Here is a 23,280-nt window from a genome sequence, read left to right as displayed (position 1 = left end):
TAATAATGGTCTGACCACCATACAGTGGCGGGTAATATTAAAGCCAGGCCAAGACCTGGTTAAAATTCCTGATAAGTTATACTAGTTTTATGAGGCTATCCCTCGTTAAGGAAGAGTATCTTGTTTAATAAATTCAACCGCATTGGAATTGGACAATACAGTTAGCAATTCAAGGAAGCGTGGTTAGTCAGATGATTGAGCAATATGGGGATAGTAAAGCATGTAGTGTTCAAAAGTTTTATTAAAAGTTTCAAAGATCAAAAATGCCTGATTATATTTTTCATTAACCTTCAGTTTAAAGAGTTATGCAAATATAGTGATGAATTTGGGTGAAAACAAGTGAACGAGGATTTAATAGCTAGGGGGAAGGTTTGATCATGTAAAATATAATATGATCCCACTCAATTCCGAACACTTGTGTAACTTTGAGCGTTTTTTTACCAACCTTATATCCTGTCTGCTATGCTGAACACCAAAATCCTTGTCATTTATCCTGAAGTCACAAAAACAAAAATGGCTATTTATCAGAACGGTGAAGTTACGTTTCTGAAAACCATCAGGCACAAACCCGACAAACTCGAAAGTTTCAATGATATCAACGATCAGCTTTTATTCCGCGTGGATGCCATTATGAACGAACTTAAAGACAACGAAATTGAGCTTGGCGCTATCAAAGTGATCATGGCCCGTGGTGGACTGATCAAGCCGTTAAAAAGCGGAATTTATGAGGTAAACGAACAAATGAAAAAAGATCTGCGCACAGGTGTAATGGGCCGCCATGCCACCAACCTGGGAGGTTTAATTGCCGATGAAATTGCCAAACAACTGCCTGCTGCAAAAGCTTATCTTGGCGATCCGGTTGTAGTTGATGAACTCGACGACCTGGCAAGGGTGAGCGGGCATCCATTGATTGAACGCAAATCCATTTTTCATTGCCTGAACCATAAATATGTGGCACGCGAGTATTCCAAGTCAATCAACAAGCCATACAACGAACTCAATCTAATTGTTGCCCATATCGGTGGTGGAGGTATTTCGATTGGCGCACACCGTAAGGGAAAGGTTGTAGATGTAAACCAGGCTTTTGATGGCGATGGACCTTTTGCCGTTATGCGCAGTGGTTCTCTTCCGGTCGGCGATCTTGTAGAGCTTTGTTTCAGCGGAAAATATACCAGGGAAGAGGTTCGCAAAATGATCACCGATGAAGGCGGTTTATCCGCTTACCTTGGAACTTCCAGCCTCAGTGAAATTGAAATGCGTCTTGCCGCCAACGACGAAAAAGCGTGGTTTTATGTGAACGCAATGGCTTACCAGGTTGCCAAAGAAATTGGTGCAATGGCTACCGTACTGGAAGGCAAAGTAGATTCAATCCTGCTGACAGGCAATATATTAAATAACAAAAAATTCACCGACGAAATTACAAGGCGCGTTGACCAGATTGCTCCGATAACAGTTTACCCTATAGTTAATGATCTCGATTCCCTTGCCTCCAATGGAATGCTGGTTCTCAAAGGCCAGGCTGAGATTATTGAATACGTTTAGGGCTGAGTGAATTGGTTAAATGGTTGATTGGTTAAATAGTCGATTGGTTAATTTGTTAATTGGTTGGTTGTTGGAGTAGTGGAGTGGTGGAATTATTAATTCAAAATTCCAGATTTAAGATTCGTAAATCAACAAACGACAGTTTTTTTGAATTTGAAATTTTGGAATTTGGGGCTTTGGATTTTTGGCTTTGATCTTTGAATTTTGAGTCCCCTCTGAAAAGTCAATATGCCCCTAAATCCCCTAAATGGGACTTCCACAAATTGCTGATTTTTAGCGTTTCCCCTTTAGGGGTCAGGGGTTAAAAACGATAAAAATCAGCAATTTGTGACTTTTCAGAGTGGGCTCAATTTTGAATTTTTGAATTTTGGTCTTTGGATTTGATATACTCTGCCTGATCTCCCGCCTCTCATCTTCTCATCTTCTCACCTTCCCATTTTCTCACTTTCCCTATCCCAGTCGTTCTATTAAGAAGCAATGGCTTACCTTTGCGATCAAAATATAATTATGCACCTTCTGAAGGAACATTCCGGTTTATATACCGATCACTACCAACTTACAATGGCGCAGGGCTACCTGCTGACCGGAAAACAAAATGTTCAGGCGTGTTTCGACTATTTCTACCGTAAAAATCCTTTCAACGGGGCGTATGTTATTTTTGCGGGACTGAGCGATATCGTTGATTATCTTGAGAACCTTCACTTCAGCGATGAAGATTGCGAATACCTTGATTCTATTGGGTTCGATAAACGATTTACAAAATACCTTCGAAGCTTCACATTCAAAGGAAGCTTGTATGCGCCCAGGGAAGGTGAAGTGGTTTTCCCGGTTGAGCCCATCATAAGGGTTGAAGGCAATCTGATTGAAGCCCAGCTTATTGAAACGGCTTTGTTGAACCTTGTAAATTTTGGTTCGCTTATCGCTACAAAAGCCCATCGCATCCGCATGGTTGCAGGCGATCGGATACTTGTTGATTTTGGCATGCGCCGTGCCCAGGGCCTTGGAAGCATTTTGGCCAGCAAAGCGGCGGTTATAGGCGGGTTCAACAGTACCAGCAATGTTTACAGCGCATTTGCCTATGGTCTTGAGTCTACAGGTACTCAGGCACATTCCTGGATTCAAAGCTACGAGGATGAACTTTCATCGTTTCGTGCTTTCGCCGAAGCCTATCCCAAACGTTGTATTTTACTTGTTGATACTTACGACACTTTGAGAACCGGTGTTCCCAATGCCATCATTGTTGCCAAAGAAATGGAAAACCGTGGCGAAAGATTACTGGCCATCCGGCTTGATAGTGGCGACCTTGCGTATTTGAGTAAAAAAGCCCGCAAGATGCTGGATGATGCCGGCCTGAAATATGTAAAAATAGCGTGCTCAAATCAACTCGATGAATTTGTGATCCGAAGCTTGCTCAATCAGGCTGCTCCTATTGATTTCTTTGGGGTCGGAACCAGGCTTGTTACCGGACAGGATGATGCAGTGCTTGATGGAGTTTATAAACTGGCTGTCAGTGATGGAAAACCCAGGCTTAAAATCTCCGAGAATATTGAGAAAATGATTCTTCCGGGAATTAAAAATGTGCTTCGCTTCTTCGATGATGATGGAATGTATTATGCTGATGGTGTTGTCCTGGATTCAGAGAAGGAAATTGATACTATTTACCATCCGCACCATTCCGACAAACATTCTTCCGTTGCAAACAGAAAAAGCGAAGTGGTTCTCAAAAAAGTCATTGAAAAAGGGAAAAAGCTCTATGATTTGCCATCGCCACAGGAAGCAGCTTCGTATGTCAAAGAGAGTACTTCCAGGCTTTACCCTGAACACAAACGCTTCGAGTTCCCGCATATTTACAAAGTTGGCATCAGCCGTGAACTGATGGATTTGCGTTCATCGCTCGTTAATCAGATCAGGAAAAATATTAAGAACTAATTTTAGAATCTGGAATTTTGAATTTTAAATCTTAAATAAAATAAATGAAAGCTTTATTAATAGTTGACGTACAAAATGATTTTTGCCCGGGTGGTGCCCTCGAAGTAAAAAATGGCGACCAGGTAGTTCCTGTGATTAATAATATAATGTCAGGTTTCCCGCTCGTCGTTGCCTCCATGGACTGGCATCCGGTTGATAGCAAACATTTCGAAAAATGGCCACCACATTGCGTCAGGCAAACCGATGGCGCCGACATGCATCAGGATTTGCACATGAGTATGATCGAAAAAATATTTCTCAAAGGCACCGAAGGAAAAGACGACGGGTATTCAGCCTTTGAAGCCACCAATATTGACCTTGAAGAATACCTGGTTAACAGGGGAATTACCGACCTGTACATCGCTGGCCTTGCTACCGATTACTGTGTGAAGGAAACAGTATTAGACTCACTTCAGAAAGGTTTCAGCACATTTGTTGTAACCGATGCCATCCATCCGGTTGAAGTGAATCCCGGTGATGGAGAAAAAGCCCTCGAAGAAATGGCATCAAAAGGTGCCAGCCTCGTAAATTCTTCGCAGCTTGTGAAACCAAAAGGCGGCTGCAGTTGCTGTAATTGCTAAAAGTTGCTTTCTGAAGACTCTAAATTGTTCCAAAATTTGCTGATTTGAGGATTTAAAGCCTTAATTGGGCCTTTCACAACCCGATAACGCTCATTCATTGCATCTTGATTTAATCAATAATTTTTGGCATGGCTTTTGGTTTATGCAATACATTGACGTTTTACTTTTAATACATAAAGCCATGAAAACACAACTCTTTTCCTTCGTCCTCGCCCTCTTGCTGGCAGCAAGCAGCGCACTAAAAGCACAGGACAGACCCGACGAATACCTCGGACTGCCTGGCGACAACCTTAACCTCTACGCCGTGATGCACCTTTTCCAGAATTCAGAAACACTGGAAGGTTTTGAACGCAGCCTCAACGATCCCGAAACCATTATCAACAACCTCGATCTCAATGGTGACAACGCTGTTGACTACATCATGGTTTATAACTATGCTGATGGCAATATCCACACCATTGTTTTAAGGGTGGCTCTCAACGAAAATGAACAACAGGATGTTGCAGTTTTTACAGTTGAGAAATTACGTGATGATGCGGTACAGATCCAGCTTATTGGCGATGAAGCGCTTTATGGCGCCAATTACATCATCGAGCCTATGTATGATGAAACTCCCAATCCCGGATATGCTACTACAGTCACCAAAAAAGTAAAAACACGCCGCAATGTTACCGTGGTTCAAACCACTTATTATGAAGTAGCTAGCTGGCCGGTGATAGTTTATATGTATCAGCCAACTTACAGGGTTTGGCGCTCTGCTTACCGCTGGGGATACTACCCTGTTTACTGGCATCCCTGGACTCCTCATTACTACCATTACTACTACGGATACCACTACAACTGGTATGATCACTACTACGCACATTACCGCCCCTGGAAACAACCCCGCAGCGTGCATTACCGAAACGTATATTATTCGAGTATACGCAACTATTCTCCAACGGTCGTAGTTAATATTAACAAGGGAACTTATAAAGATACCTACAGCCGCCCTGAAAAAAGAAGTGAAGGCGAAAGAGTATATGCACATCGGCAATCAACAGGAAGCAACTTACCTGGCCGGAGTTCGGTAGGTGCTGCTGAAGGCAGACAAGGATCACGCCCGACACCTGATGTAAACGAAAGAGGCACAAGGTCTGTAAATGAAGGTAGAACCAGAGAGGTACGCGATTTACGTACCGGCAGTAGCCGCAACGAAACAGCAAGCCCTGGCAGAAGCAGCCGCAGCGAAGATGCTCAAAGAACAACTGCTCCCCGAAGGGAAGATGCAAGGCCAATCGAAAAGAAGGTAAACAGGTCGTCAAGAGAACAGGCTGCTCCTCCACGTAATGTGGAACCAACCAGAACCTCAAGGCCAGCAAGCCCAAAGAAAGAGTCCACTATCAATTCCTCAAAGGAAAAATCATCTTCAGGTAGGATTGAAAGGCCAAAATCAGCTGAACCTAAAAAGTCAGTAACACGGAGCGCGCCGGCTTCATCTAAAAAAGAAAGCAGATCTGCCGTTGAAAGATCAAAGCCTGCAAAATCTGAAAGCAGGACTGTAAATAGGGTCAAAACCCAGGAGCGTAACAGCAGCAACAAAAGTGCCGGCAAAGTAGAAAGCAAAAGCTCAGGCAGTCGTAAAAGTTCCACCGAAACCAAGAGCAGCAACAAACGCTCAGGCGGAAGATAAAAGCAGATATTAGTATTTTATAATTGAATCGCAGCGCAAAGTGTGCTGCGATTTTTTTATGATGAGTAGTGGCTGTTGGTCATTTTGCGTGAAGAAATAGAGCTAATTGATTTTCCAGCGAATAACAGGTTTAGCGATCCAGGTTCTTCTTTATGACCAGCGTAGTGCAAACTGCTTTATTTGCATTTACATCGCTTTCAAACTCCTGAACAGCTATATAATCTTCAAAAATATGTTTTTTCTCAGGATGCTTTTCAGCCAATTCGCGGCATCTTTGTTTAATTGAACTTAAAATCAAATCATCAGACTCAATAACTTCCTGATTGCTGACCACCCGGTTTTCAACCAAACATATTCCAGCGCTTTCGATCTGCATGATTAATTCATCATACTTCAGCATGTGTGGAGAAGTGAAATCACTCGAGTTTTCAATGTAGGCATCATCAATGATAAAAACTCCACCGGCCTTTAGATGCTTGCTTAAAGTAGTCAAGGTTTCCTTGTAATCACCTAAAACAGGGCCAATGGCACCAAGAATGATGACGTCGAACTCAGGCAAATGGGTTAAACTTTTTCTGATATCCCCAACTTCAAAAGTGCAGTAGCTCTCATATCCAAATTCTTTCGCCTTTTCTTTTGCGGTCTGAATAAAGTCGCTCATAGCATCAATTCCCCGGCAACTGCAATGAAAACGCTGAGCCAGCTTCACTGAAACTGCTCCTTTTCCGCAACCTAGGTCAAGGATTTCTAAATCGTTATAGTTGCTGAAGTATTTGGCGATTAATGCAATGACAACATCAGGGTCGGTACCTATTTCCCAAATATCCTGAAGTATGTATGGCAAAAAGGGGTACAGCTCTATGTCTGAACCATCCAGTGCTGCTACTACACTTTCTTCAAGGGATTTCATGCTTGCTTTTCAGCGATTACAAGCATTTCAAAATCTTCTGTTGTCAGTATATCGTTTCTTGAAAAAGCGCCGAGTTTGGCGCCATAAATGTCAATTTTCTGAAAGTCAAGTGTTTTGAGCATCCATGTAATCTCTGGGGGAATATAATAACGTTCATTGCATTCAACGCTATGCGTTATTCTGTGATCATCTATAAATGTTGTTTTATTGTAATCCCTGAAGGTCATGAGGTCAAAAGATTCGCTTTTGTATTTTGCCCCCACCTTCTCATTATTTGATTCATGAAAATCGTTGATGGAGTGGTAAAGCGGGAACAAACCGTTGAGCGTGGTAAATATAAACTTTGCCTTTGGCTTCAGCGCTTTGGCAACATTCTTCAATATCCCGAAGTTCATTTCATCGGTTTCCATTAATGGAAAACTTCCTTCACACAGCATGATGGCAACATCAAACTGGCTTTCAAATGGCAATGCACGGGCATCATGCTTTAAGAACTCGATTTGCACATTGACTTCCTTTGCTTTTTGTCTCGCCCTTTCAAGCAATGACTCAGCTAAATCAATTCCAGTTAATGAATAACCTCTTTTAGCGAGTTCAATGGAATGCCTGCCAGTACCGCATCCGATATCAATAATTTTTAATGTTTTATCGAACTCTAATTCTTGTTCAATAAAATCGCATTCACCCATTGTGCCTTTTGTAAAGGGCTCGTTATCATATTCAAGCCCATAGTTTTCGAACAACAATTCATACCATTTTTTCTCTTTCATTAGCGTGGTTTTTCAAGTGGGGAGTTTACAAAATATCGTGGATCAAAATAAGTTATTGGCCTGATCCGGTATCCGGATTACCTTTTTTACCCAGTTGATCCAGGGCATTATATTTGGCTTGTCGTGTGTTCCATCTTTCGCGGGCATAAACCTGCATATCGGGGATGGTGTCTTTTTCATCAACAATTTCGAGGCCCAGGAATGTTTCGATGATATCTTCCATGGTTACAACTCCATCGAGGCCACCATATTCATCAACAATCAGGGCTATGTGCTCTTTTTTCTCAAGCAGTTTTTCCCAAAGCGAAAACAACACAATGGAATTAGGAACAATCACTATTTCCCGTTTGATATCTTTGAGTTTCAGCTCATGCTGACCTTCAGCAAGCTTTTCAAAAACAGTTTGTCTGAAAACATAGCCTGTGATATTTTCCTCAGAGTCTTTAAACACAGGAATGCGTGAAAATTTCAGATAATCTTTATCTTCAAGAAAATCCTTAAGCGGAAGATTTTCATCGGCAACAGCCACAACCACCCTGGGGGTCATTATTTCAGTAACTCTTACATTTTTAAGTTTCAGTAAATTTTGGATGATCCGATGTTCTTTTTCTGAGAAAACACCTTCGCTGGCTCCTATATTGGTCAATGCTGCAATTTCTTCCCTGCTGGTAACATGCTCTGTTGAGTTTTTTGATATCAGTTTTGTGATCACCAGCGATATCATTACCAATGGATAGGTGATAATGACCATTCCCCTGATTATATATGCTGCACTCTTTGTCAAACTCCTCCAATACTTGGCGCCAATGGTTTTAGGAATTATCTCAGTTAAAACAAGAATCAGTATTGTTAAAATGGCCGACACAATTCCAAAATAGGCATCACCAAAAACCTTGATCGCCTGGGCTCCCACACCAGCTGCTCCGATAGTGTGGGCAACAGTATTCAGTGAAAGGATGGCAGAAAGGGGTTTGTCAATGTTGACTTTTAATTCTGAAAATTGTTTTGCCCAGGGGTGCCCGGCTTCCTTATTAACTATTAAAAAGGATTGAGGTGTTGAAAGCAGCACAGCTTCCATTATTGAACATAAGAATGAAATAACTAATGCCAGGAATAAATAGGCGAGAAGCGTTACCATTGTTTTTTTGACAAAGATATGACATTCTGCCTTTTTGCATATCATATAGTTGATATGCACGATGCAGTCCAGCCATTTGGAGAAAAGTGTAAACGCAAGAAACATGCACAATAGGGTTGGATACAATTAAGGTTAAGTCTACTCCGAAAAGTCAATATACCCCTAAATCCTCGCCGTGGCGAGGACTTTCACAAATTGATGAATTTTAGCGTTTTCCCTATAGTGGTTAGGGGCTATAAACGCTAAAAATCAGTAATTTGTGGCTTTCCGGTGTGGGCTTAAGGTTTTAAAAGTTATAATTTTAAAATACATTGTTAATGAATCCCGGCATAAGGTGTTTTGAAAGGGATAAGCATTAAATTAATGTTATTTCCATGGCCTATATCTGAGTATCTTCAGGCCCCCTTTCTCTCCGGCAAATATTTCCTACATTTGCATGCTTACTGATTGATCAAGCATTATGCAGGAAAAAATACCAACCCAAATTTATTCCGAAATTGGCGAACTTGAAGCCGTGGTGATTCACACCCCCGGCGCTGAGGTGGAAAACATGACTCCCGAAAACGCTGAGCGTGCACTCTATAGCGATATTCTGAACCTGAACGTTGCCATTGAAGAGTATAACCAGTTCAAAGGCGTATTGCAGCATTTTACCCGTACCCTCGAAGTCAGGGATTTGCTGCGCGATATTCTGAAAAATGAAAAGGTCAAAGAGAGCCTTGTTCTTAAGATTTGCAAAAACGAAGAAGCAGGCTGCATTTCGCCCGCACTAGTGGAAATGGATGAGGAGCAGCTCTCGCAATCGCTGATTGAAGGGGTTCCACTTCAAAAGAATACGCTAACGAATTTCTTAAGCAAAGAGAGGTTCTCACTGAAACCTTTGCATAATTTCTTTTTTACCCGCGATGGCGCTATTTCTATTTACGATAATGTTTTTATTGGATCCATGGCTTCGTCGGTGCGGTTGCGCGAAACCATGATCATGGAAGCAATTTTTGATTTCCACCCCTTGTTCAGCACCAAAACAATCAATCCGGCAGTTCATAAAGGTGCCGATACCGGCATTGCCATTGAAGGCGGCGATGTAATTGTGGCCCGCGAAGACATTCTTATTTGCGGCATTGGTTCGCGTACCACACCACAAGGCATTGATTATATTCTTAAGCATCTGAACGCGAAGAACGAGAAGCAACATATCCTGGTGCAGGAATTGCCCTATGCGCCGGAGTCGTTTATTCATCTCGATATGATATTCACCCTGCTCGACCGCGATGTTTGCATGATCTATGATCCTGTGATCATGAAAATGAATAAGTATATGACCGTGCATATCTATGCCGAAGCTGGTGAAGTGAAAACCATCCGGGAAGTAGAAAACCTGCCGGCAGGCCTTCGCAAGCTGGGCATGGATATGAAACCAGTTTTATGTGGCGGCCCCAACGACCGCTGGCTGCAGGAAAGGGAACAATGGCACAGCGGCGCTAATTTCTTTGCGGTCGCACCCGGAAAAATTATCGGCTATGCACGCAATGTAAATACTGCTGAAGCGCTTAGCAACAGCGGATTTGAGATTATAAAAGCTACTGAAATCCTGGATGGGAAGATTGATCCGGATCAATACAAACGCTGTCTGATCACCATTGAAGGATCTGAACTACCTCGTGGCGGTGGCGGTGCCAGGTGTATGACGATGCCGGTGAGCAGGAAACTGGTGGAATAAGCTCCAAGTCCTAAGTCCCAAATTCCAAGTCCCAAATTCCAAAACCCAAGATCCAAATCCAAAAGACCAAAATTCAAAGATAAATTCAGTAGTTAGTCTCTATGTTAGACAGCCTCTTAATTACTACATTTTGAGAGACTTAAAACAAATAGGATTTGTTACATTAGTTGCGATTATTTCATTCGGACTTGGATGGTGGACAAATGATAAGTGCAACTTTACAAACTGTCTGAGACCAGATGCTATGCGACTTGATAGCTTAGAAATGAACGATCTATTCTTTTCAGACGGTGATTGTAATGAAAAGCTCACAGACTTAATATTTTTTAGCCCAGATAATGTTACTGGTGGATTTAGCTCGACTACACTTCAACTACTTCAAACAGGACAACTTTACTTAATTGACAGTTCTGTGATTTTAATACATGAGAACAACACTGGTGGTGTTTACTCTTGGACAACTGACACGACAGCTATCGGGATGTGGTGTTTAAGACACGACTATGTTTATTTGAAAATACCTAAACACGACAACTTTTTAGAACAGACCTTTTTAACGGAGTTAAATCGTAACAACGGGCTGACTATAATTGGCTCCCAGCCAATTTTGGTTTTTAGTATTAAATTGGACACGCTTTACATTAACAAAACACCATGCATAAAGCTAAGAAATGAACAGACACAACTCAGCCTATAATTCGATCACCCAAACACATTAATACAGCATCACAGCAATACTGTATCACAGCATCACAAAATAACCACCCCCTAACCATCGTTTAGATACAATCCATAATCCAAAACCACTGCCATCAATGAAAAAAAGCATTTACATTACACTGGGCGCCTTGGTTCTTGTCATCATTGCCTTATGGTATTTTTTAGGCAGAAGCGATGGCTCGGAGCAATCCATCACTGTGCCTGCAAAGTTTGGCGAGTTTAAAGTACTCGTTGTAACATCCGGTGAGCTTGAAGCCAAAAGTTCGGAAGACATCAGCGGGCCCTCAGGCTTGCGGGAATTCAGGATCTGGCAGGTGAAGATCAATGATATTATTGCCGATGGAACGGTGGTGGATTCAGGTGCTTATGTTGCAGAACTAGATCGTTCGGACCTCATGAACCAGATGAAAGACATTGAAACCGAACTTGAAAAACTACATTCGCAGTTTACCAAAACCCGCCTGGATACTTCCATGGAAATGCGTAGCGCCAGGGAAGAACTGATCAATCTACGTTATAACCTCGAAGAACTGCAACTTCGTTTCGATCAAAGCATGTACGAACCGCCTGCAACCATCAGGCAAATTCAGATTGACCTCGAAAAAGGGCAACGCGCTTACGAGCAGGCTCAGAATAACTACCAGCTCAAAGACGAGAAAGCCAAAGCCAATATGCAGGAAGTAGCCGCTTCGTTACAACAGTCGGAACGGCGTTATCAACAAATAAGCGAAATTCTCAAAAAATTCACTGTTTTTGCCCCAAAGTCGGGCATGGTCATTCACAAACGTAGCTGGGATGGTACCAAACAAGGAATAGGATCTACCCTCCAGATTGGATGGGACAATGTGGTTGCTTCGCTGCCAAACCTTACCGAAATGATTACAAAAACTTACGTAAATGAAATTGACATCAGCAAGGTGCGCGTTGGCCAGAAAGTGGAAATAGGCGTTGATGCTTTCCCTGACAGAAAATACTCAGGCGAGGTTACCGAAGTGGCAAATATTGGTGAACAGCTTCGTAACAGCAATGCCAAGGTTTTTGAGGTTAGGATTGTGGTGAATGAAAGCGATACCATTCTTCGTCCGGCTATGACTACCAAGAACACAATAATCACAGATGTAATCCCGGAAGCCGTTTATATTCCGCTTGAGAGTGTTCATACCCAGGACACCATTTCGTTTGTTTACCGCGCCGGAAAGCAGATAAAACAGCAGGTGCGATTGGGTCGCAGCAATGAAAATGAAATTGTGGTGACAGAGGGTTTGGCAGAAGGCGACATGGTTTTCCTGACCCCTCCGGCCAAAAGCGACTCGTGGAAACTCATTAACTTGCAGTAAACGGTGGAACGCAACGCTTATAATTTTCAAATAGCCCTGGAAGCGGTTTTTGCGAACCGGTTCAGATCCATTTTAACTGCGCTTGGGATTATTTTCGGGGTGGCAGCGGTGATTGCTATGATGGCCATTGGCGCCGGCGCACAACAGGAAATACTGGAGCAGATCAAACTGGTGGGTGTTAACAACATCATCGTCTTGCCGCGCCCTGTTGAGGATGCCCAGAAAGAGGAGGAAGAAAACCAGAACATCGTTCGCAGGTTTTCACCGGGTCTAACGCTTGAAGATGCACAAGGCATTGCCGAAATCATCCCCTCAGTATCCAGGGTGAGTTCTGAGGTGGTGTTTGATGTTCCGGTTATCAAAGATGGTTTGCGGAGCATGTCGAAGCTGAGTGGCGTAACACCCGATTTTTTTCACATCTTTAACCTCGCACTTGAAAAAGGTGTGTTTTTTACCGAAACCCATGTTGAAGAAACGAGTCCGGTTGCAGTGATTGGTTCGGAGATTAAAACCAGATTTTTCCCGCATAAAGATCCTATTGGTGAGTACATAAAATGCGGCCATATCTGGATGAGGGTTGTTGGCGTGCTTGAGAACCGTGCTGCCGATCCTGAATCGAGCCAGGACCTTGGCATCAGCGATTATAACAACAGTGTTTACGTGCCATTGCAAACGGCTTTACTTCGTTTCCGCGACCGCTCGCTTGTTACCTCGGCTTCAGTTGGCGGTGGCGGCAGCATGTTTTTCTTTGATGGCGGAGCCGTATCCTACAGAAGCGGCGGTGATGGTACTGAAGGCAACCAATTGGATCGCATCGTTGTGCAGGTACATGAAAGTTCGCAACTTACACCTACCAGTGAGGTGTTGCGCCGCATGCTGGAACGTCGCCACCAGGGTGTGGATGATTTTGAGATCCGTGTTCCGGAACTACTATTGAAACAGGAACAACGTACCAAGGATATTTTCAATATTGTATTGGGAGCCATTGCCGGGATCAGCTTGCTGGTAGGCGGCATCGGGATCATGAATATTATGTTGGCGTCAGTAATGGAGCGCATCCGCGAAATCGGGATCCGCATGGCTACCGGCGCGCGGAAAGCGGATATTGTCTTCCAGTTCCTTTCCGAAGCTACAATGATCAGCCTTGCAGGCGGACTTATCGGAATCATATTGGGAATTACGCTGGCCAAGCTGATCACTGAATTTACCGGGATTCTCACCATTGTTTCACCTTTTTCGATAATCATATCCTTTGGCGTAGCTGCCACAGTGGGTATTGCGTTCGGATATATGCCGGCCAAGAAAGCATCGGAACAAGATCCGCTGGCATCGTTGAGGTATGAGTAGAATACTGGGGTTGATTGGTCAATTAGTCAATTGGTAAATTAGTCCGATCGATCTGTCTGATTGGTATAAATTAAGTGGAGTAATGGAGTGTTGGAGTAATGGAAAAGGAAAGATAACTACCCGAGTAGAAGTAGGCACCACTCTACTCCAATTAAACCAGATTCTGTTTTAAAATGAAAAAACTACTATGACAAAGACAAAGCTACATTGTACCATTACTCCAACACTCCTTTACTCCATCACTCCATATAATCATGTAAAGACATTAACAAGCAAATACTTCTATGATAAAGACATTTTCCTTGATCCCACTCACTCTTGCTCTTATCTTCGTAGATGTGCCTCACGCAAAAGCACAACAATCAGACGGTCTCAGGCTCACATTGCAGAATGCTATTGAGATTGCTACACAGCAATCGCCCGAAGCTTTGATAGCCCGGCACCGCTACCGTAGCAGTTACTGGCAGTTCCGGACCTATGAAGCCGGCTTTATGCCTATGCTAAGCCTGGATGCAACGTTGCCCGAACTCAACCGTTCCATCAGTCCTATCACACAGCCCGATGGCAGCGAAGCTTTCCGCGAAAGAAGTTATATGAGTTCAGATGTGAACCTTTCGTTGAGTAAAAATGTGGGCTTTACAGGTGGACAGGTTTTTATGAATACGAGCTTGCAGCGGATTGATATTTTTTCTGATTCCACAGTTACCTCCTGGCTCAGCACACCGCTCAATATCGGATTCCGGCAACCCTTGTTTGCACACAACCCTTTCCGGTGGAGCCGCATGATTGAGCCAATCCGTTATAACGAAGCCCAACGCCGATATGTTGAAGACGTGGAACAGGTGGCCATCACTACCATCAATTACTTTTTTGATTTATTGCAGGCCCAGATCCGCAATCAAATCCAATTGCTTAACCGAGCCAATAACGATACACTGTATCAGATTGCACAGGGCCGGTTCAATATGGGAACCATCGCAGAAAATGAATTGCTGCAAACTGAACTCAACCTGCTTAACTCAGAAGCCGCTCTTGAAAACTCCTACCTCGATCTTGAAACCAGGGAATTTAACCTGAAATCCTTTCTGCGTTTACCCGAAAGCATAACCATTGATCTTGTTCCCCCTTACGAAACCTCAACGGTTTTGATTGAGCCGGAGCGTGCCATTAACCATGCACGACACAGCCGGGCCGATGCCCTTGGTTTTGAACGCCGCCTGATTGAAGCCGCAAGCGATGTGAGCGAGGCCCGCCTCGGCAGTCGTTTCAACGCTAACCTGTTTGCGGTTTATGGTCTGACCCAAAGTGCCGATGATTTCAGGAATGCATACATCAACCCCCAGGACCAGCAACAGGTGGTGTTGGGGATTCAGGTTCCTATCCTCGACTGGGGTCTGGCCAAAGGCAAAATTAAAATGGCCGAATCGAGCCAGGAACTTGTGAAAACATCTGTAGAGCAGGAACAAATTGATTTCGACCAGGAAGTGAACCTCAAGGTGAGGCAGTTTAACATGCAGCAAAATCAGCTCATCATCGCCGCCCGAAGCGATACTGTTGCATTGAAACGCTACGATGTAACCGTTCAGCGATATCGGATCGGGAAAATCGGGATCATTGAACTTAACCTCGCCCAAACCGAAAAAGACAACGCTGCACTGGGTTATATTGCTGCACTCCACAGCTATTGGCGTAATTACTACGAATTGAGGAAACTAACGCATTATGACTTTTTAACGAACCGGAAGCTGGAGTTTGTTGAGGAGTTGTAGTTTGCTTTTCCCGAATCCGATAGTATCGCTCCAAGCGATCCTATCGGTAAACCGGCGTTAGCGATACCATGGCTTGAAGCCATAGCATCGCAGGGAACTCCGATAGCATCGCTCCAAACGATCCTATCGATAAACGGTGAATAGCGATCCTATCGGTAAATGGGTTATTTTTTTGTATTGTGATTAAGTGATGCAGTTGCAATTAACTATAATGGAGTGATGTATTTGATTGCCAACTGCAAATTGCTAACTGCCAACTCATTCCCGAAGGGCTTTTCTTTGACGGAGAGAAATATAGTAACTTTGCGCCCTTCAATTAAAAAATCTTGAAACCAGAAGGAATTTTACTGTGCTATATTTCTCATCCTGAAGTGGAGTTAATAGCTGAAAGTTTAACTGTTGGCCGTAAGCGTTTCCAGATCAAAGGGATCATCGGCTCTGCTAGGGCGTTGGCGCTGGCTGCACTTTTCGAAAAACAAAAAACCAACTTCATCGCCATCATCAGCGATAAGGAAAAGGCCGCTTATTTTCTCAACGACCTTGAAAGCATTCTCAATGAGCAGGAATTGCCATTTCATAAAAAGCATGTGCTATTCTTTCCAACTTCTTACCGTCGCCCTTACGAACCCGAAAAAACCGATAACTCCAATGTGTTGTTGCGCACCGAGGTGCTGAAACGCCTTGGCAATTCGCGCAGACCAACCATTGTTGTTACTTATCCTGAAGCCCTCAGCGAGAAAGTAATCAGCCAGGCCTACCTGAAAAAGAACACGTTCCGCCTGAAAGCCAGTGAATCTGTAGATATGGATTTTGTAGCCGATCTCCTCCTGGAGTATAATTTCGAGCGGGTTGATTTTGTGGTGGAACCCGGACAGTTTGCCATTCGCGGTGGGTTACTCGATGTTTATTCCTATTCAAACGATTATCCTTACCGCATTGAGTTCGGAACCGAAGCGGTTGAATCCATCCGTTCGTTTAATCCGTCCTCGCAGTTGTCAATTGACAAGCTTGAGCATGTAACGCTCATTCCCAATGTTCAGGATAGGCTGATCCATGAAAAGCGTGGCAGTTTTTTCAGATTCATCCCTGGAAACCCGGTTGTCTGGATCGAAGAAACGGAACTGGCGCTGGTTAAGATTGAAAAAGAATTTGAAAAGTCAGTTCAGAGTTTTAAGAACCTGAGCGGTGAACTGAAACATTTGGAGCCGTCGAAACTGTTCTGCTCCAAAACTGAGTTTCTTGACGATATGCTTCAATCGCCCGTGATTGAAGCAGGTTCGGGATCGCATTTTAAGGATGCAGAACAATTTGTTTTCCGAACCCGGCCACAGCCTTCGTTCAACAAGAACTTCGATATGCTGCTCGAAAATCTTGAAGACAACGCCAGGCAAGGTTACCAGACTCTCATCCTTGCCGCCAACACCAAACAGATTGAACGCATTCAGTTGATCTTCGATGATTTGCTTAAGAACCGGAACATTGAAGACAGCCCTTTTGAACCGGTGAACATCGCATTGCACGAAGGCTTCATTGATGATGACCTGAAGCTGCTTTGTTATACCGATCACCAGATTTTCGACCGCTACCATAAATTCCGTCTGCGTGATGGCTTTGCCAGCCGGCAGGCATTTACCCTCAAGGAAATCTACGACCTGAAACCAGGCGATTTTGTCACCCATATTGACCACGGTGTTGGCCGTTTCGATGGCCTTGAACTGATTGATGTAAACGGCAGGCAGCAGGAAGCTATCCGGCTGATTTATAAAGACAGCGACCTGCTGTACATTTCTATCCATTCATTGCACCGCATCTCGAAGTATATTGGCAAAGACGGCACGGTTCCCACCCTCGACCGTTTGGGTTCCAATGCCTGGAAAAACCTGAAAAGCCGCACCAAGAAAAGGGTTAAGGATATTGCCCGCGAGTTGATAAAATTATATGCCCAGCGCAAGGCAGCCAATGGGTTCGCATATACACCCGACACCTATATGCAGCATGAACTTGAGGCTTCATTTATTTACGAGGACACGCCGGACCAGGTGAAAACCACCAACGACGTAAAAGTGGATATGGAATCGTCATCGCCAATGGACAGACTGGTGTGCGGCGATGTTGGGTTCGGGAAAACGGAAATAGCCGTGCGGGCCGCGTTTAAAGCAGTTGCTGATTCCAAGCAGGTAGCCATTTTGGTTCCGACCACAATATTGGCGTTGCAACATTACCATACATTCAGCGAGCGGCTGGAGAGTTTTCCGTGTACAATTGATTACCTGAACCGTTTCAAAAGTGCAGCTCAGCAAAAAAAGACCTTGCAGGCGCTCAAAGAAGGCAAAATTGATATTCTTATTGGAACCCACCGCCTGCTGAGCAAGGATTTGGAATTCAAAGACCTTGGCCTGCTTATTATTGATGAAGAACAGAAGTTTGGTGTTTCAGCAAAAGAACGATTGCGCGAACTCAAAGTCAATGTTGACACCCTCACATTGACCGCAACGCCCATTCCGCGCACCTTGCAATTTTCGATGATGGGCGCCCGCGACCTGAGCATCATCAACACACCGCCGCCCAACCGCTACCCGGTCCAAACCGAAATCAGGCCATGGAACGAAGAACTGATCCGCGATGGAATCCAGTATGAATTGTCGCGTGGCGGACAGGTGTTTTTTGTGAACAATCGCGTTCAGAACATCATGGACATTGCTGGAACCATCCAGCGCATCGTTCCCGATGCGAGGATCGCAATTGCACACGGGCAACTGGACGGATCGAAACTTGAAAAAATAATGCTCGATTTTATTGAAGGCCGCTATGATGTGTTGGTTTCTACGACTATTATTGAATCAGGGCTTGATATTTCAAATGTGAACACCATTTTTATCAATGATGCGCATCACTATGGGCTGAGCGATTTACACCAGTTGCGCGGACGCGTTGGGCGTACTAATAAAAAAGCATTTTGCTATCTGCTGGCACCGCCGGCATCGGTGCTTACTGATGAAGCCCGGAAACGACTGCGTGCCATCGAGGAATTTTCTGACATAGGTTCAGGGCTGAATATCGCCATGCGCGATCTTGATATCCGTGGAGCCGGCAATATTCTTGGGGCCGAGCAAAGCGGTTTTATTTCAGAAATAGGTTTCGAAATGTATCAGCGCATCCTCGACGAAGCCATAACCGAACTGAAGGAAAGTGAGTTTAGCGACGTATTTGCCAGGCCGGCCAGAGAAAAATACGTGAAAGAATGCCAGATTGAAACCGACCTGGAAATTCTTATTCCCTCGGAGTATATCACCAACACGATAGAACGTTTGAGCCTTTACAAAGAACTTGATGGCATTGAAAAGGAAGAAGAACTGCTAGCGTTTCGCGAAAAACTGATTGACCGTTTTGGCTCCGTTCCACCCGAAACAGATGGCCTGATCAATACAATTCGGTTGCGTTGGCTGGCCCGGGATATAGGGTTTGAGAAAATTGTGTTGAAAAATGATTTGCTTACCTGCTATTTTCTCAGCGATCCTGAATCAGGTTATTTTCAAAGCGAAAGGTTCGCACAGGTAATAGGGTTTGTGCAATCGAATCCCAAAGCCTGCCGCCTGAAAGAAAGTGATAATCGCCTTCGCCTCACCTTCAAAGAAGTGAAAGATGTGGATGCTGCACTCTACTGGCTCGGAATGGTTCGGAGTTTTTTAAATTAAAAACACAATATGGTGTAGTTTGCAACAATTGAGCTATTCCGAACAGTCGTTTTGCCACTAAATCCCCTAAAGGGGACTTACGCAAACTACTGATTTTTAGCGGTTCTCCGTCTGCGCGAATCAGGGGTAAAAACAATAAAAATCACCAGTTTGTGAATTTTCGGAGTGGGTTCAACAATTGAAAATCAACTGCAAACGTTAATTAATAAATTTTAATCCCCGTAAATTATGAAACATCTGCTGTTTTTATTGGCGATCGTTGTTTTGGTTTCTGCATGTCAGGAACCGGGAAAACAATTTCAGGCTCCTGTTGCTGAAAAGATTGAAAAGCAACTGGAAATTCACGGCCATACACGTACCGACCCTTATTACTGGATGAATGAGCGGGAAAATCCTGCTGTTGTCGCCTATCTCGAAGCTGAGAATAATTATCTTGATGCGGTGATGGCGCATACCAATAATCTACAGGAGAGATTATTCGAGGAAATGAAAGGCCGGATTAAGCAGGATGACCAATCGGCGCCATTCTTCAGAAATGGATACTTCTATTATACGAGGTATGAAACCGGTTCGGAATATCCGATTTATTGCCGTAAACAGGGATCGCTGGAGGCAGAGGAAGAAATCATGCTGGATGTGAATGTGCTTGCCAAACCGTATCCTTATTTTAGTGTAGGTGGTTACGATATTAGCCTCAATAATGATCTGATGGCTTTTGCGGTGGACACTGTTGGACGAAGGCAATATACTATTAAAATCAAGGATTTGAAAAAAGGAGCGATTGCTGTAACCGGAATACAGTATGCCGGCGGTGATGTTTGCTGGGCAGCAGATAATTCTACCTTATTTTATACATCTATTGACCCAATAACCTTACGCTACGACCGCATTAACCGCTACAATATCAATGGCTCAGAACCACCACAACAGGTGTATTATGAGAATGATGAAACATTTTATTACATCAGTATTTCCCGAACCAAGGACAACCGCTACCTTTCAATTACCGCCAACAGTACCGTGAGCAACGAAACCTGGCTCCTGGAAGCCGACAATCCTACTGGCAGTTTCCGTGTTTTTCAACCGAGAGAAAGAGACCTGCTTTACAATATATGGTCGCATAATGGCAAATTTTATGTGTTAACAAACTGGGATGCACAGAATTTCAGGCTGATGGAGACCGGGGACAAGCTTACAAACAAAAGCAACTGGAAAGACGTAGTGACTCACCGTGCGGATGTGTTAATTGAAAATGTCGAAATTTTTGATGATTATCTCGTTTTGCAGGAACGTAAACAAGGCCTAAGACAAATGCGGATCATGCATCTTCCTTCCGGACAGGAACATTACCTGGATTTCGGGGTGGACGCTTATACCGCAGGTATCGGCATCAATACTGAGATGACTTCCAATGTTTTAAGATACAGCTACACTTCGCTCACCACTCCCAATTCCACTTACGATTATAACCTGGAAACCCGTGAAAGCAATCTGGTAAAACAGCAGGAAGTGCTTGGCGACTTTAATTCCGATAATTATGAAACACACAGATTGTCAGCGCCTGCACGTGATGGCGTGGAAGTGCCTGTAACATTGGTTTATCGCAAGGGTACCAATATGGATGGCAACAATCCCTTGCTGCTTTATGCTTATGGTTCATACGGCTCAAGTATTGATCCAAGGTTCAGTTCAAATGTTCTCAGTCTGGTTGATCGTGGGTTTGTATATGCATTGGCCCATGTAAGGGGAGGGCAGGATTTAGGCCGGCAATGGTATGACGATGGCAAATTGCTGAACAAGAAAAATACTTTCAACGATTTTATTGATTGTACTGAATTCCTGATCGCAAAAGGATATACCAGCCCGGAAAAGCTTTTTGCCGGTGGCGGAAGCGCCGGTGGTTTGCTGATGGGTGTAATCGTGAACGAGCGGCCTGAACTCTTTAAAGGTGTAATTGCGGCTGTGCCCTTCGTGGATGTGGTGACAACAATGCTTGATGAAACAATACCACTTACTACCGCGGAATACGACGAATGGGGAAATCCGAACGTTAAGGAATATTACGACTACATGCTCTCATACTCTCCGTACGACAATGTTAAAGAGCAAGCCTATCCAAACCTGCTGGTAACATCTGGCCTTCACGATTCTCAGGTACAATACTGGGAACCATCAAAATGGGTTGCTAAACTTCGCGAGCACAATACCGGCGATGGCGTGATATTGTTTTACACCGACATGGAATCGGGTCATGGAGGCGCTTCAGGCCGTTTTAAGCGCTTGCGGGAAACCGCCAGGGAATATGCCTTTATGCTTGACCTGGCAGGGATCAGGAGATAAAAAAAAAAGACCCGGCATGCTAGAGAGCCCGCCAGGTCTTGCGATAATGGAGATCTTTATCTATTTTACTTCCACCCGGCTGATTTCCCAGGTAGAGGATGCTGAAGCCGAAGAAATGTATTTAAATGCAATCCGCACGGTTTGGCCTTCGTAAGCAGCAAGGCTTACATCACCACTGTTCACGAATGTCCAGTTATTTCCTGCTGCACGTGTAAAGCCTGTGAGTTCGGTCCATGTACCGTTGGTTGACGGGTTGCTGGTTCCATCGTAATTTGTTGAAATGAATACCTTCAGATCGTTGATTGAGGTAATGTAGTTGATGGCTTCGCGGAAGTTCATTGTAACGCCTGTTTGCCCTGGCAGCGAAATTGCCGGAGAAATCAGCCAGTCTTCGTTGACATAACTGGTTGGCGTGACAAAACCTGACATCACCGCACAGCCACCATCAAAGTTGCCCCAGCCCCAAACCTGGTCGCCGCTTACACTATAGGCTGTAAAGGTGCCAAGATTCGTGTTGAAGTCTTCGAGGAAGATGGAATTTCCACCTCCGCCACCACCGCCGCCTTCAAACTCAAAATCACCGGCTTCGCCTGAAAAATCACGAATGCCACCTATACCAAAATAGGTTCGCAATGTGCCTTTAACGTTAAGCCATTTTCCAATGTTTTCAGGATTGTCCAGGAGATTAACCTCGGTTCGCAGGCTTGATCCGGCCGGGAGGTTCACAATTACACAATTCATGTAATTGGTTTCAATGGAGGTATCTGCAATCAATACGTTGGTGGCAGAAGTAAACGGAGCTGCAAAGTGGATATCGTCGGCGGAGGTTATATTTGTAACGCCTGATTTTACTGAACCCACAATATAGCCTTTCACGAAACCTACCACATAAGGAGTTGCATTTTGTTTCTGAAGCGCTTGTGCCACAGAATAAGGATTTTCTTTTGATCCATCGCCGCCACCAGGTGGGGGAGGAACCGTTCCTCCAAAGTTTTGAACATCGCTGGTATCGCGGATGGTGAGCTGGTAGGTGCTTCCGAAAATACTGAGGATACCGGTAACGTCACCACTTCCGGCAGGAACTGGAAGGCTTGAGAAATTACTATACTTGCTGGTTCTCACCACAATGCTTCCTCCGGCACCGCTCATGGTGCGATTGGTAGCTTCGGCTGATTGAGGGGCCCATTCTGCACCAGGCTCTGCGAAGCTTACATTTTCGAACTTAACCAGTTTGCTGAGGAGCGAATAGTTCAATGCATTAAGTGCTGTAACCTGCGGTTCAGGTACGTTGCCGGGAAGACTATCGCGGAACAAATGATTTGGGATAAACACCTCTGGCAAACGACCGATACCACCGTCGAAGAGATAGCCGAGCTGGACGAGGTTATTATAATCTCCAATGTACATCCCTTTACATTTAACGTAAACGCGTTGCCCAAGTTGGAATTCATTATACAAGTTAGTTCTGTCCAGCGCCAGTTCAATTCCGGAGTTTTCGTCCTGGAGAATAAGTTTTTTGTATAGGTTTCCACTTTCATCGTTGGCAACTACTACACCCTTGATGATGATATCTTCTTCGATCAACCTGAATCCGGTATAGGAAGCCTTAAGTTCACTTATCGTAGTATTGGCATCAAAGTCAACGGTTGGGATATAGATAGGCGGTTCATCAAAATCGCCTTTTACACAGCTTGTAATGGCTACTGAAGCTGCAATGAGAGTAAGACCTGCTAAAAATTTCCTAATATGTTTCATATTGTTTCTGGTTATT

Annotated in this window: 15 protein-coding genes; 11 read left to right on the top strand and 4 right to left on the bottom strand. The window is 44.1% G+C overall.

The genetic code is table 11. The features are described from left to right. Window positions 1-462: 462 nt before the first annotated feature. The 4 genes from buk to IH597_11480 all read left to right on the top strand — a co-directional run bounded on the left by buk (window position 463) and on the right by IH597_11480 (window position 5,763). Window positions 463-1,542 carry a butyrate kinase gene (gene buk, locus IH597_11495; GenBank protein MBE0663077.1) on the top strand — a complete coding sequence of 360 codons (1,080 nt, stop codon included), beginning with the start codon at window positions 463-465 and terminating at the stop codon, window positions 1,540-1,542. Between the two features lie 507 nt (window positions 1,543-2,049). Then, window positions 2,050-3,471 carry a nicotinate phosphoribosyltransferase gene (locus tag IH597_11490; GenBank protein ID MBE0663076.1) on the top strand — a complete coding sequence of 474 codons (1,422 nt, stop codon included), beginning with the start codon at window positions 2,050-2,052 and terminating at the stop codon, window positions 3,469-3,471. A gap of 44 nt (window positions 3,472-3,515) precedes the next feature. After that, complete coding sequence (locus IH597_11485; GenBank protein ID MBE0663075.1) at window positions 3,516-4,091, top strand: isochorismatase family protein; 576 nt, start codon at window positions 3,516-3,518, stop codon at window positions 4,089-4,091. 181 nt (window positions 4,092-4,272) lie between these two features. Continuing rightward, a complete protein-coding gene (locus IH597_11480) occupies window positions 4,273-5,763 on the top strand; it encodes a hypothetical protein (GenBank protein MBE0663074.1) in 1,491 nt (496 codons plus the stop codon). A gap of 130 nt (window positions 5,764-5,893) precedes the next feature. Here IH597_11480 and IH597_11475 read toward each other — a convergent pair whose 3' ends face one another. The 3 genes from IH597_11475 to IH597_11465 are packed head-to-tail and all read right to left on the bottom strand — an operon-like array spanning window position 5,894 to window position 8,581. Beyond that, window positions 5,894-6,673 (bottom strand): class I SAM-dependent methyltransferase, encoded by a 780-nt coding sequence (locus tag IH597_11475; protein MBE0663073.1) that lies wholly within the window; start codon window positions 6,671-6,673, stop codon window positions 5,894-5,896. Next, the gene (locus IH597_11470) at window positions 6,670-7,443 is read right to left on the bottom strand and encodes a class I SAM-dependent methyltransferase (protein MBE0663072.1); all 774 of its coding nucleotides are present in this window, start codon (window positions 7,441-7,443) and stop codon (window positions 6,670-6,672) included. Before IH597_11470 ends, IH597_11475 begins: the two co-directional genes overlap by 4 nt. A gap of 52 nt (window positions 7,444-7,495) precedes the next feature. After that, window positions 7,496-8,581, bottom strand: coding sequence for an HlyC/CorC family transporter (locus IH597_11465; protein ID MBE0663071.1), 1,086 nt, complete (start codon window positions 8,579-8,581; stop codon window positions 7,496-7,498). Between the two features lie 460 nt (window positions 8,582-9,041). Here IH597_11465 and IH597_11460 point away from each other — a divergent pair, with 460 nt between their 5' ends. The 7 genes from IH597_11460 (at window position 9,042) to IH597_11430 (ending at window position 21,509) form a co-directional block, all read left to right on the top strand. After that, window positions 9,042-10,301, top strand: coding sequence for an arginine deiminase (locus tag IH597_11460; GenBank protein ID MBE0663070.1), 1,260 nt, complete (start codon window positions 9,042-9,044; stop codon window positions 10,299-10,301). A gap of 130 nt (window positions 10,302-10,431) precedes the next feature. After that, complete coding sequence (locus tag IH597_11455) at window positions 10,432-10,998, top strand: hypothetical protein (GenBank protein MBE0663069.1); 567 nt, start codon at window positions 10,432-10,434, stop codon at window positions 10,996-10,998. A gap of 118 nt (window positions 10,999-11,116) precedes the next feature. After that, window positions 11,117-12,358 (top strand): HlyD family secretion protein, encoded by a 1,242-nt coding sequence (locus IH597_11450; protein ID MBE0663068.1) that lies wholly within the window; start codon window positions 11,117-11,119, stop codon window positions 12,356-12,358. Window positions 12,359-12,361: 3 nt separating this feature from the next. Then, window positions 12,362-13,705, top strand: coding sequence for an ABC transporter permease (locus tag IH597_11445; GenBank protein ID MBE0663067.1), 1,344 nt, complete (start codon window positions 12,362-12,364; stop codon window positions 13,703-13,705). Window positions 13,706-13,989: 284 nt separating this feature from the next. After that, window positions 13,990-15,474 (top strand): TolC family protein, encoded by a 1,485-nt coding sequence (locus IH597_11440; GenBank protein MBE0663066.1) that lies wholly within the window; start codon window positions 13,990-13,992, stop codon window positions 15,472-15,474. Window positions 15,475-15,815: 341 nt separating this feature from the next. Then, on the top strand, window positions 15,816-19,169 hold the full coding sequence (gene mfd, locus IH597_11435; protein ID MBE0663065.1) for a transcription-repair coupling factor: 3,354 nt from the start codon (window positions 15,816-15,818) through the stop codon (window positions 19,167-19,169). Window positions 19,170-19,397: 228 nt separating this feature from the next. Beyond that, window positions 19,398-21,509: a S9 family peptidase gene (locus IH597_11430; GenBank protein ID MBE0663064.1), complete on the top strand. Its 2,112-nt coding sequence runs from the start codon at window positions 19,398-19,400 to the stop codon at window positions 21,507-21,509. Window positions 21,510-21,569: 60 nt separating this feature from the next. On the opposite strand, the gene IH597_11425 is transcribed toward IH597_11430, so the two are convergent. Then, window positions 21,570-23,264, bottom strand: coding sequence for a choice-of-anchor J domain-containing protein (locus IH597_11425; protein ID MBE0663063.1), 1,695 nt, complete (start codon window positions 23,262-23,264; stop codon window positions 21,570-21,572). Window positions 23,265-23,280: the final 16 nt, after the last annotated feature.

The organism is Bacteroidales bacterium (genome assembly GCA_014860575.1).
Taxonomy (GTDB): domain Bacteria; phylum Bacteroidota; class Bacteroidia; order Bacteroidales; family JAAYJT01; genus JAAYJT01.
Note: the sequence above shows the minus strand (reverse complement) of the source record. Positions and strands in the feature narration are given on the sequence as shown.